Below are 12,146 nucleotides of genomic sequence, written 5' to 3' on the forward strand. Positions count from 1 at the left end.
CTGCCCTCTGCACCCACTCACGACTTCACCGCGTCCGGCAGCACCTTGCCCGGATTGAGCGCCCCCGCCGGGTCGAGGGCCGCCTTCACGCTCCGCAGCACGTCCAGGGTCACGGGATCGACCGCGTCGGTCATGAAGTCGCGCTTCATGGTGCCGATGCCGTGCTCGCCGCTGAGCACCCCGCCGTGCCGGATGGCCACCAGGGCGATCCTGTGGGCCAGCTCGTGCACCGCGTGGGCGTCTTCCTTGCGCGGGTCGAAGAGGATGTTGGGGTGCAGGTTGCCGTCGCCGATGTGCCCGAACTGCACCAGCGTCAGACCCGAGGCGTCGCCCAGGGCGCGGATTTCGCGCACCACCTCGGGCAGCGCGCTGCGGGGCACCACGATGTCCTCGTTCATGCGCTGCGGGCGGATGCGGCCCAGCGCGGGCGAGACCGAGCGGCGGGCCTGCCACAGCGCGGCGGCCTCGGCGTCGGTGGCGGCGCGGCGCACCGTGCCCCCGGCGTTCAGGCAGGCGGCCTCGACCAGCGCACGCTCCTCCTCCACGGTCTCCAGGTCGTGGCCGTCGGTGTCGACCAGCAGCAGGGCGCCGGCATGGCGCGGCAGGCCCAGGTGCAGGTAGTCCTCGATGGCGCCCACGCACGCCTGATCCATGAACTCCAGCTTGCTGGGCACCGCGCCGGCGGCGATGGCGCTGCTCACGGCCTCGGCGGCCTGCCCGACTTCGGGGAACGAGGCCATCAGGGTGCGGGTGAACCTGGCGGGCGTGGTCAGGCGCAGCGTCACGTCGGTGATCAGGCCCAGGGTACCCTCCGAGCCGATCAGCAGCCCGGCCAGGTCGTAGGCCTCACGCGTGAGCCGGTGCACCTCACCCCCGGCGTCCACGAACTCCAGCCCGGTCACGTAGTCGCCGGTCACGCCGTACTTGAAGCACATCGGCCCGCCCGCGTTCTCGCCCAGGTTCCCGCCGATGGTGGAGGTACGCAGGGACGCCGGATCGGGCGGATACACCAGCCCGTGCGGCCGCGCCGCCTCCGAGACCGCCAGCGTGATCACGCCGGGCTGGGCCCTCGCCTCGCGCCGCGCCGGGTCGATCTCCAGCCGGGTCATGCGGGTGAACGAGACCACCAGGCTGGGCTCCAGCGGCGTGGCCCCGCCCGAGAGGCCCGAGGCCGCGCCGCGCCCGACGATGGGCACGCCCGCCGACCGCGCCGCCTTCACGGCCGCCACCACGTCCGCCGTGCTCTCGGGCAGCACCACGCACAGCGGCGTGACCCCGAACTGGATGGCGTCGTAGCGGTAGTTCAGCCGCTCGGAGAGGTTCGACAGCACCTTCTTCGGCCCCAGCTGCCGCGTTAGCTCGCGCGCCAGCGCCGTGTCCGCGCCGCCCGCCGAGACGGGCTTGGCCACGGGCGAGGTGGTGGTCAGGGCGAGTTTCTCGGGGGTCATGGGGCGCCTCCCTGGCGCAGAGGGCCAAATGCTGTTTGCGCTCTGCCCTCTGCCCTCTGCCCTCTGCATGCCGCAGGCATCACAGTTCCCCCCGGTATGCCAGATCCAGCAGTTCCACCGTATGGAGCACGCGCACCGGGCTGCCCAGGCGGCCCAGGTGACTCTGCAACTGGGTGTGGCAGCCCACGTTGCCGCTGACCACGAAGTCCGCTCCGGTGGCCATGACGTTGCGGGCCTTGCGGTCGCCGAGCTGCCCGGCGAGTTCCGGCTGCTCCAGGTTGTAGGTGCCGGCCGAGCCGCAGCACAGGTCGCCCTCCGGGATTTCCAGCACCGTGACGCCGGGGATGGCGCGCAGGAGGGCGCGCGGCGCGGCGCGCACGCCCTGCGCGTGGGCCAGGTGGCAGGCGTCGTGGTACGCGACCGTGATCGGCCGCGAGGTCGGCAGGGTGGGCTCCAGCGTGCCCTCCAGCAGCCGCCCGTGCAGGAATTCGCTGATGTCCTGCACCTGAGCGGCCAGTTCCCGCGCGCGGGCCTCGTCGGCCTCGCCCTCGCCGGCGAGCAGCATGGGGTACTCCTTGAGGCCGGCCCCACAGCCGGCGGCGTTGGACACGATGGCGTCCACCCCCTGCGCGCCGGCCCCGAAGGCGTCCAGGTTGCGCCGGGCCTGCTCGAGCGCCAGGGGCCGCGCGCCCGTGTGCATGGCCGCCGCGCCGCAGCAGCCCTGATCCCGGGGCACCGTGACCTCGACGCCGTTGCGGCTCAGCACCCGCACGGTGGCCGCGTTGAAGTTGGGGGTCAGCACCTGCTGGGCGCAGCCGGCGAGCAGCGCCACCCGGCCCCGGCGCGCGCCCTGGGCGGGCGTGAACTCGGGAAGGGGTTGAGCCGGCTGCAGTGACCCGGGTAGCAGGTCGAGGGGAGCGCGCAGCGCCTGGGGCAGCAGCCCAGCGAGCGGCTTGGCAAAACGGCCCACGCTCGCGCCGGCGCGGAAGAGTCCCGGCCGGGGCAGCATCGTCAGCACCGCTGCGCGGGTCAGCTTCTGCAGCACCGGCCGCTGGCGCTGGGGCTCGCTCCAGCCCCGGAAGGCGGTGATCAGTTCGCCGTAGGGCACGCCGCTGGGACAGGCGGTCACGCAGCCCACGCAGCCCAGGCAGCGGTCGAGGTGCGGCGTGGCGTCGTACAGGGGCAGGTTGCCCTCCAGCACCTCCTTCATGAGCACGATGCGGCCGCGCGGAGAGTCCATCTCGTCGCCCAGCAGCGCGTAGGTGGGGCAGGCGGGCAGGCAGAAGCCGCAGTGCACGCAGGCGTCGACCGCGTGCGCCATCAGTTCGCCCTGCGCGCTGGGATGAAGCTGTGCGATGTCGTTGTTCAAGGGGTTCTCCAGGCGCCGCCATCCGGAGGGGCAGGGGCGTCGTGCGGTTCATCTGGCCGGCTGATCCGCGCGCCGGACGGTCGGGCCGCTCTCCGGGCCACGACGGTTAGCTCAAAGTACACGCCATAGAGGACAGGGCCATAGGGACAGTGTAGGGGCCGTGGTGTGCTGGATTGGGGGGGGAGGTGACACGACTGGACAACCTCCTGGGGGAGCCGGCGCGGGTAGGAGGTGCAGGAAAGCATGGTGGGGCCGGCAGGAGGCCCATCGGTGAGGCTGCGGAGCGCTCCCGGCAAGGTCGCAGCTTTCAATCTTCCCCTGATGTGATTATTTGTGATTCGTGCTGGTTGACCTTGTTGGCCAAGCCTCACGAGGGCTCGTCGCACGTGACCATACGGCCGCTTTCCCCACCTGGCCCGCTCCGGACAGGAATCCACAAAAGACAGGTCAGGCCGCTCAATGAGCTCGCGTGCATGGCGACCGGACTCGGGGCGACGGGGTTCGGGAGGTCTTGCTGCGCCAGCTTGACAAGCCATTGTGCTTCCCGCATACTCCCGAAGGTAACAAAAAATCACTTCACTGCAGACTCGCCTCTGCACTGTATGCACGTCGCCGGTGACCCGCACCGGGGTGCCTGGCCGGTTCATTCCTGACGGCTCCCGCCCTTCCGAGGAGGAGTATGCCCAGTTCGCCACGAATGGCCGATGAGCGACACCGGTACGTCCTGAACGTCCTGCAGGAGCGGGGCAGCTGCAAGGTGTCCGAACTGGCCCGCGACCTGGGGGTCTCCGAGATGACCATCCACCGCGATCTGGCGCATCTGGCGGGGCTCAACCTGCTGCGCAAGGTACACGGCGGCGCGGTGCTGCGGAACTACATCGAACAGAGCTTTCAAGACCGGGCCGTGCAGAATCACGAGGCCAAGGTGGCGGTGGCCATGCGGGCCCGGCCCCTGGTACGGCCCGGGTCGAGCCTCTATCTGGCGCCGGGCAGCACCGCCCACGAATTCGCGTTGGCCCTGAATCAGGACGACCTTCAGGTCTACACCAACTCCCTGCCGACCGCCACGGCGCTGGCCCGCAGCAGCCCCCAGGGCATGGGCGTGACGCTGCTGGGCGGTCAGCTGGTGGGCTTTGTCGAGGCGCTGGTCGGCCCGACCACCGAGGCGGCGCTGGCGGGCCTCAAGCTCAGATACGCGTTCATCGCGGTGACCGGGGTCAGCCTGGAAGGCGGCCTGACCATCTACACCGAAGAGGAAGCGCGCGTGATCCGGGCGGTGATCCGCGCCGCACGCACGACCATCCTGCTGACCGACGCCAGCAAGTTCGGCCAGGTGGTCGGCCCGCAGATCGGTCACCTGGAGGACATGCACGTGGTGGTCAGCGACGCGATGCCCCAGCCCTACTTGCAATACTGCCAGCGCCACGACGTCGAGGTGCTCCTGACCACGCCCGATGCGGCCGGACAGGGACAGGCCGCCGCGCCCGTGGTCGCCGTCCAGCCCGACCGGAGGAACTGAGCATGACCCAGCCGCACCCGGCGCCCGGTTCACCCCTCACGGGGCTGCCCAGCATGAGAACCGTGCGCCTGCACGGTGTCCACGACCTTCGCCTGCACGACGAACCCCGCCCGCTCACCGTGCCCGGTGAGGTCATGCTCAGGGTGCAGGCCGTGAGCGTCTGCGGCTCGGACATGCACTACTACCACGAGGGCGGCATCGGCCCGGCCGTGATCCGGCGGCCCATGACGCCCGGCCACGAGTTCGCGGCGACTGTGGTGGACGGCAGCGGCGGGCCGTTTGGCCTGAGCGACGGCACTCTGGTCGCGGTCGATCCGGCGCAGGCCTGCGGCCAGTGCGAGCAGTGCCTCGCGGGCTATCCCAACCTCTGCCCGAACGTACGCTTCCTGGGCTCGCCCGGCGTGGACGGCGGTCTGGCCGAGTACATCTCCGTGCCGCCGGGCAGCCTGTTCCCGGTGCCGGAGGATTTCTCGCCCGCGCTGGCCGCCCTGCTGGAGCCGCTGGGTGTGGCGCTGCACGCGCTGGACATCACCCGGCTGAGACCCTTGAGCGGCGTGACGGTGCTGGGGGCGGGGCCCATCGGGCTGATGCTGCTGCAGGTGGCGCGGGTCTGCGGCGCGGCCCACGTGCGGGTGGTCGAGCCCCGCGCGGCGCGGCGGGAGGTGGCCCTGGCGATGGGCGCCGACAGCGTGCACGAGCACCACTCCGAGATCCTGGAGCTCACCCGTGGCCGGGGCGAGGACTACGTGCTGGAAGCCACCACCTCGCCCGAAGCGCCGGAGCAGGCCGCGCAGGTCGCGCGCATCGGCGGCCGGGTCACCCTGGTCGGCATCCCGGACGGCGACCAGTTCCTCATGACGGCCGCCAACGCCCGGCGCAAGGGCCTGATCATCCGGATGTCTCGCCGCATGGGCCACGTCTACCCACGCGCCATCGAACTGGTGCGCTCGGGCCGGGTGGGCATCGGGGCCATCGCCACTCACCACTACGCCATGGAGGACGCCGGCCGCGCCTTTCAGGACGCCCATGAGGTGCCGGACGGGTTTCTGAAGGCCGTCATCTATCCGGGTGGGCTCCCGGAGTCCCGCTGACCAGGCCCCGGCTGCCCCGAGCCTCGCTGAGGAGACGCATGTACCAGTCCTGCATCCCGCCGTCCCGCCGCAGCCCCCACTCCCGCCGCTGTCCCCCTCCTGCTGCCCCGCCCACCGCCCGCCGCCCCTCAGCGCTGTCCAGGAGATGCCCATGACCCGCACCACCGTTGCCCTGTCCGCCGCCGTGACCGCCCTGCTGGGAGCCCAGGCCCAGGCGCAGACCTGGAGCCTGGCGACCGCCGCCGCGCCCTACAAGGGCACCACCGTCAGCGCCATCTTCCTGGATCGCCCCGGCTACAAGGCCGCCGCGCAGCTCATCCCGCAGTTCGAGAAGGAGACCGGCATCAAGATCAAGTTCGAGGTCGTGCCCTACGAGAGCACCAACCAGCGCTACGTGCTGGACTTCACCTCGGGCGGCGGGGCCGATCTGGTGCTCAGCGACGTGGTGTGGATCGGGCAATTCGCCGACGCCGGCTGGATGGTGCCCCTGGACAAGTTCACTAAAGACCCCAAGCTGGCCGACCCGGCGCTGAACCTGAAAGGCTTTTTCCCGGTGCTGCTCAATTCCTTCGGCACCTGGAACGGCAAGGTCTACGGCCTGCCCTTCGACAACTACTCGGGGCTGATGTACTACAACAAGTGCACCCTGAAGGCCGCCGGCTTCAGCGGCCCGCCCAAGACCTGGGACGAACTGCTCAAGGTCTACGGCCCCAAGCTGACCGGGAACGGCAAGTACGCCTTCGCGCTGCAGTCGCGCCGGGGCGAGACCCAGAGTGCGGACTCCTTCATGCGCACCCTCTGGCTCGCGGGCGGCAGCCTGATCGATGCCAAGACCTTCCAGCCCAACCTGAGTAGCGCCGCGTCGCAAAAAGGCCTGAAGTTCCGCCAGGATCTGATGAAGTACATGCCCCCCGGCGTGGTGGATCAGGATCACAACGAGGTCGTCAACGCCTTTAACCAGGGCACGGTACCCATGATCACCGAATGGTCGGCCTTCTACCCGACCATCACCGATCCCAAACAGTCCAAGATTGGCCCCGGCTGCCTGGGCGTGACCACCGAGCCACTGGGTTCGGCCGGCCTCAAGCCCGCGCTGGGCGGCTTCTCGCTGGGCGTCAACTCGAACTCGGACGCCAAGAAGCAGGCGGCCGCCTACCTGTTCATCCAGTGGATCACCTCCGAGAAGAACGCCAAGGCCTACGTGCAGGCGGGCGGCGTCAGCGGTCGTCAGGCGGTGTACAAAGACCCGGCGATCCGTTCCAAGTACCTCTACGTCGACCCGATGGTCAAGTCCTGGAGCGCCGGCACCGCCGTGCCCAACTTCCGCCCGCGCTTCGCCGAGTGGCCCCAGATCTCGCAGATCGTGGCCGAGAACGGCACCAAGATCATGCTGGGCCAGCTCAGCACCGCGGTCGGCGCCAAGGTCATCGACGATCAGGTCAAGGCCATTCTGGAAAAGGCCGGCTACTACAGCGGGAAGAAGGCCAAGCTGCAGTAGGGCCAGAGGTGGGGGGGAGGAGAGCCGTTCGGGAAATCGGCGTCCAGCATGGCCGGCAGTCGCGCGGTCATGCTGGCGTGCTGCCGGGGGCGACAGGCGCCGATTTCACCGCATATCCAGCCCTCTGCCATACTGATCGCTACCGCGCCGCCGCCCTGTTCGCCTGTCGCTCACCCCTGAGTGCGCCGCTGGTCGCCGCCCCGTCAGCCCCGACCGCTCCGCCAGTTCCCACCATCAGACGCCCTTTTGATCGTGACGGCCCGGCCAGCGCGCCTGCCCACCTCAGCCCCGGAGCGTGCCGCCCATGCATACCCAACGACGCCTCACCCCGTTCCTGTTCCTGAGTCCGGCCGTGGTGGTGCTGGCCGTGGTGGGGATCTACCCGCTGGTGTTCGCCGCCTGGGTCTCGCTGCACACCTACCTGCTGGCCCAGCCCAACATCCCTCGCGACTTCGTGTGGTTCAGCAATTACCTGACGGTGCTGCGAGACGGGTCGTTCTGGGGCGCCATCGGCCGCACGCTGATCTACCTGGCGGTGTCCCTGCCCATCCAGATCGCGCTGGGCCTGGGGATTGCCCTGCTGCTGCGGCGCGGCCCCTGGGCGCGGCTGCGCGGCTTTGCACGCGTGTCCCTGGTGATCCCGCTGGCCATGACCCCGGTGGTCACCGGCCTGATCGGGCGCCTGATCTTCAACCAGGACTTCGGGGTGGTCAATTTCGCCGTGAACAGCGTGACCGGAAGGACGGTCGGGATCGAGTGGCTGGGCCATCCCACGCTGGCCTTCGTGACCATCCTGCTGCTGGAGATCTGGCAGTGGACGCCCTTCGCCGCGCTGATCTTCCTGTCGGGCCTGACCGCCGTGCCCGCCGAGGTCGAGGAGGCCGCCACCCTGGAAACGCGCTCCTTCTGGGCGATGCTGCGCCACATCCAGCTGCCCTTCCTGCTCCCCGCCCTGACCGCCATCCTGATCCTGCGCACGGCCGACATCCTCAAGCAGTTCGACATGGTCTACACCCTGACCAGCGGCGGCCCCGGCAGCTCGACCGAGCTGATCAACCTGTACATCACGCGCATCGGGCTGCGCGGGGCCTTCGATCAGGGCGTGGCCTCGGCCCAGGCGCTGCTGATGCTCATCCTCACCACCGTGCTCTCGCGCCTGTATATCCGCTATCTGTACCGGGGAGACGACGCGTGACCACCCGGCCCAGTCCATCCGTAACCCAGCCGACCAGTGCCGACCAGCTCGCCGTGCGGCGCGCCCGGCGCGGCCGCCGCGTGAAGTCGGCGCTGCATGGCCTGGGCCTGATCGTGGTGCTGCTGTGCACGCTGTTTCCCTTTTTCTGGATGGTCAGCACGTCTCTGAAGACCACCAACCAGATCGTGGCCAAGCCGCCGCTGCTGGTCTTCCAGGGCACCCTGGAGCACTACCGCACCATCCTGGGCGAGCAGTACCAGGTGGGCGGCAGCCTGGTGAATTCGCTGATCGTGGCGACCAGCGCCACCCTGCTGGCCGTGCTGCTGGGCACCCCCGCCGCCTACGCGCTGGCCCGCTTCGACTTCAGGCGCAAGGACGACCTGTGGTTCTGGTTCATCTCCAACCGCTTCATGTCGCCCGTGGTAATCATCCTGCCGGTGTACCTGCTGGCCTCGCAGCTGCGCCTGATCGGCAACCCGGCGCTCCTGATCGCCATGTACCTGACCTTCTCCATTCCGGTGGTGGTGTGGATCTGCACGGACCAGTTCCGCTCGATTCCACGCGAACTCGACGAGGCCGCGATGGTGGACGGCGCCTCGCCCGGCTTCATCTTCCTGCGGATCGCGCTGCCGCTGGCGCTGCCCGGCGTGGTCGTCTCCAGCATCCTGAGCTTCATCTTCAACTGGAACGAACTGCTCTTCGCGCTGTTCCTGACGCGCGGTGACGGCGTGACCGCGCCCGTGCGCGCCACCTCCTTCCTGAGCGGCTACGACGTGCCCTGGGGCGCCATCATGGCCACCGGCACGCTGATCGTGCTGCCCGTGGTGATCTTCTCGCTGCTGGTCTCGCGCCACCTCGTCAAGGGCCTGACGATGGGGGCGATCAAATAGGGCAGGCGGGGCCAATACCCCTCACGACGTCAGGAAGCCCCCATCCACCGGCAGCATCACGCCGTGCACCATCGCCGCCGCGTCGCTGAGCAGGTAGGCCACCGCCTGGGCCACGTCCAGCGCCTGGGCGAAGCGCCCCAGCGGGATGCGCGCGAGCATCGGGGCGCTGCGGGCCGGGTCGCCCCAGGCCATCTGTCCCATGGGTGTGAGCGTCACCGTCGGATTCACGGCGTTCACGCGGATGCCGTGCGGCCCGAGTTCGATGGCCATCACCCGGGTGAGCTGGTCGAGCGCCCCCTTGGACGCGCAATAGGCGGCGTGCAGGGGGAGGCCGACCATCGAGGACTGGCTGGAGACGTTCACGATGGCGCCGGGTGCGCCACGCTGGATCAGGCCCCGCGCCACCACCTGACTGACCGTGAGTGCCGCGCGGACGTTCACGGCCATGGTCTGGTCGAAGGCGTCCGGCGTGGTGTCCAGAAAGGGCTGCAGGAGGGCGATGCCGGCGTTGTTGACCAGCAGGTCGACTGGCCCGGCGGTCTTGGCGGCGCGGCGGGCCCCGTCGGCGCTGCCGAGATCCACCGCCACCCCCACGCAGCCGGTCTCCCGGCTCAGGCTGTCCAGGTCGCCCTGGTCGCGGCTGAGGGCCACCACGTCCGCGCCGCAGCGGGTCAGGAAGGCCACGATCTCCCGCCCGATGCCCTTGCCGGCCCCCGTGACCAGCGCGCGGCGACCGGAGAAGTCGAAGGTGGCGGCGGCTCCCGGGGGCTGGGTCATGGAACCATTGTGCGGCCTGCCCAGGGGTGAGCTGCGGGTTGAGGCCGTGCGCTCCGCCTGCGCTGACGGAACGACAGCCGTGAGATACCACCGCCAGGAGTGGCTTGCCCACGCAGCGCGGCTGCTATTCTGGGCCGACGTGCCGCCCTCCTCTCCGAACCCCGGCCCCGCGGCCCTCAAGGCAGACGGCGGCGATCGGCTGGCCCAGATCAAACGCCGCGTGTACCTGCCCGTCCTGCAGGCGACCCTCATTGCGGTGGTCTTCACCTACGTGATTGGCCTGCGCGGTGAGCCCGATCCCTTCAACCACCTGGCCCTGCCCCTGCTGGCCGTCGCGCTGCTGAGCCTGCTCCTGCTGCAGTTGATGGGCCGGGTGACCGTCCGCTGGATCGAGCGGGCCTTCTTCGGGGTCGCGGCCACCGCCTTCATGGCCAAGTTCGTCTTCACGGTGGCGCACTCGCCGGCCATTCCCGACGCGGCACTGGCGCAGGTCTATATCTGGACGCCCTTCCTGTATGTGCTGGCCTTCCTGATCGACGGGTCGCGCAGCGCCATCCGCCGCTCGCTGGTGGTGTACGTGATCGGTGTACTCATCGGCCTGTACGGGGTGCTGTCGGGCGCCCTGAGCAATGTGCGGTACCTGCTGGACTTCTACCTGGCCGGCGCGATGATCCTGATCCTGCTGTACGTGCTCGCCACCCTGAGACACCATGTCTCGCAGCTGCAGACCCAGGTGGGTGAGATGCGCCGGCTCGCCCACCTCGACCCGCTGACCGGGGTGAGCAACCGCCGGCAGCTCGACCTGCAGCTGAGCCAGGAGGTGCTGCGCTCCGAGCGCTACGGTTCGAGCTGGTCCGTGATCCTGTTCGATCTGGACGATTTCAAGAAGATCAACGACCGCCACGGCCACGCCGCCGGTGACGAGGTGCTGCGTCAGACGGCTGAACTGATGCAGCGCGAACTTCGCACCACGGACCTGCTGGGCCGCTGGGGCGGCGAGGAGTTCCTGATCCTGGCCGTCCAGATCGATTTGCCCTACGCCCGCATCCTGGCCGAGCGCCTGTGCCGGGCGCTGGCCGCCCACCGGATGCCCGAGGTGGGCCGGGTGACCGCCAGCTTCGGCATCGCCACCTACCGCACCGGCGAGGGCGCCGAGTCGCTGTTGCGCCGCGCCGACGCGGCGCTGTACAGCGCCAAGCATGCCGGAAAGAACCGGGTCGAGGTGTCGCTGGACAGCCGGGACACACCGCTGGTGCTCCCGGCGCTGCAAAACCCCTTTCCGGTCGCCCCGCCCGCCCCCCATGAGGCGGTCAGCCGTGAGACGTCCGCCTGGCTGGCCCGCCACGGGCTCGGCCCGAACGAGGACATTTCGCGCGGCCTCTTCGCGACGAACATCGTGCAGGCCGTGGCGGCGCTGCATCCCAGCGCCGACGACGAGGGCCTTCGCCTGACGGCCGACTGGGTCGGCCTGATGATCCTGCACGACGACCGCTGCGACTCCTCGGGCATCGGGCACAATCCCGCGCGGCTGCGGGCCCTGACCTCACGGCTCTCGGCCACCCTCCAGGGCCAGCCGCCGGCGCCGGATGACGAGCCGCTGGCCTGGGCGATGGCGGATCTGCACCCCCGGCTGTTGCAGGCGGGCGGCCCGGCCTGGCTGCAGACCCTGACCAGGCACGTGGACAGCTACTTCGAATCGCTGGTCTGGGAAGCCGACAACCGCGCCAGCAAGACGATCCCCACGCTGGCCGAGTACGTGAAGATGCGGCCCCTGACTGCCGGACTGGCCATCGACGAGGCGTTCCTGGAGATCGTCGACGGCCTGCGCCTGCCCCCGGCGGTGCGCGACCACCCAGCCGTGCAGGCGCTGACGATGCAGGCCAACCGGGCGGTGTGCTGGTCGAACGACATCCTCTCGCTGGAAAAGGAACTCCAGAACGGCGACGTCCACAACCTGGTGCTGGTGCTGCAGCAGGAGCGGCAGCTGGAACTTCAGCCCGCCCTGGAGATGGCGGCCGGCATGTACCACCAGGAACTGGAGCGCCTGATCGACGGCGAGCAGCACCTGCCGGACTTCGGCCCCGAGGTCGGCGCCCTGATGTCCCGCTATGTGAAACTCCAGCAGCTGCGCGTGGGCGGGCTGCTGGAGTGGACGTTCCGCTCGAAGCGCTATCAGCTCGGCGCAGGCCTCGAGGTTCCGCCCCCGGAGATCGGTCCGCTTCCGTCCAGCGTCCAGAGTTGACACTCGGGAAGGTTCGTTGAGGGTTCCGGCCGGTAGCCGAAGGCATCGAACAGCGGGTCGGGGGCAGTGGGATGAAGGGTGCCGGGGGGGGCAGTGTTCAGACCCCTGAGCTGACCT

At 69.7% G+C, this 12,146-nt stretch carries 9 protein-coding genes; 6 read left to right on the top strand and 3 right to left on the bottom strand.

The annotated features are described in order from the left end of the window. Positions 1-17: 17 nt before the first annotated feature. Together CVO96_RS17095 and glcF are read right to left on the bottom strand one after the other, a co-directional pair. Positions 18-1,448: an FAD-binding oxidoreductase gene (locus CVO96_RS17095; RefSeq protein WP_103313665.1), complete on the bottom strand. Its 1,431-nt coding sequence runs from the start codon at positions 1,446-1,448 to the stop codon at positions 18-20. Between the two features lie 79 nt (positions 1,449-1,527). Beyond that, the gene (gene glcF, locus CVO96_RS17100) at positions 1,528-2,817 is read right to left on the bottom strand and encodes a glycolate oxidase subunit GlcF (protein WP_103313666.1); all 1,290 of its coding nucleotides are present in this window, start codon (positions 2,815-2,817) and stop codon (positions 1,528-1,530) included. A gap of 679 nt (positions 2,818-3,496) precedes the next feature. Between glcF and CVO96_RS17105 the strand changes: the two genes are divergently transcribed. The 5 genes from CVO96_RS17105 to CVO96_RS17125 all read left to right on the top strand — a co-directional run bounded on the left by CVO96_RS17105 (position 3,497) and on the right by CVO96_RS17125 (position 9,010). Beyond that, a complete protein-coding gene (locus CVO96_RS17105; RefSeq protein ID WP_103313667.1) occupies positions 3,497-4,336 on the top strand; it encodes a DeoR/GlpR family DNA-binding transcription regulator in 840 nt (279 codons plus the stop codon). A 2-nt stretch (positions 4,337-4,338) separates the two neighbouring features. Beyond that, on the top strand, positions 4,339-5,427 hold the full coding sequence (locus CVO96_RS17110) for a zinc-dependent alcohol dehydrogenase (protein WP_207795359.1): 1,089 nt from the start codon (positions 4,339-4,341) through the stop codon (positions 5,425-5,427). A 151-nt stretch (positions 5,428-5,578) separates the two neighbouring features. Further along, positions 5,579-6,925 carry an ABC transporter substrate-binding protein gene (locus CVO96_RS17115; RefSeq protein WP_207795360.1) on the top strand — a complete coding sequence of 449 codons (1,347 nt, stop codon included), beginning with the start codon at positions 5,579-5,581 and terminating at the stop codon, positions 6,923-6,925. A 304-nt stretch (positions 6,926-7,229) separates the two neighbouring features. After that, positions 7,230-8,120, top strand: a complete 891-nt coding sequence (locus CVO96_RS17120) for a carbohydrate ABC transporter permease (RefSeq protein WP_103313669.1) — start codon at positions 7,230-7,232, stop codon at positions 8,118-8,120. Beyond that, the gene (locus CVO96_RS17125; RefSeq protein ID WP_207795361.1) at positions 8,117-9,010 is read left to right on the top strand and encodes a carbohydrate ABC transporter permease; all 894 of its coding nucleotides are present in this window, start codon (positions 8,117-8,119) and stop codon (positions 9,008-9,010) included. The genes CVO96_RS17120 and CVO96_RS17125 overlap by 4 nt, the downstream gene beginning before the upstream one ends. A 21-nt stretch (positions 9,011-9,031) precedes the next feature. On the opposite strand, the gene CVO96_RS17130 is transcribed toward CVO96_RS17125, so the two are convergent. Beyond that, positions 9,032-9,787 (bottom strand): glucose 1-dehydrogenase, encoded by a 756-nt coding sequence (locus CVO96_RS17130; protein ID WP_103313908.1) that lies wholly within the window; start codon positions 9,785-9,787, stop codon positions 9,032-9,034. Between the two features lie 139 nt (positions 9,788-9,926). On the opposite strand from CVO96_RS17130, the gene CVO96_RS17135 reads away from it, so the two are divergent. Next, positions 9,927-12,029, top strand: a complete 2,103-nt coding sequence (locus CVO96_RS17135; protein ID WP_165795412.1) for a terpene synthase family protein — start codon at positions 9,927-9,929, stop codon at positions 12,027-12,029. Positions 12,030-12,146: the final 117 nt, after the last annotated feature.

Origin of the sequence: Deinococcus koreensis (assembly GCF_002901445.1) — a bacterium.
Taxonomy (GTDB): domain Bacteria; phylum Deinococcota; class Deinococci; order Deinococcales; family Deinococcaceae; genus Deinococcus; species Deinococcus koreensis.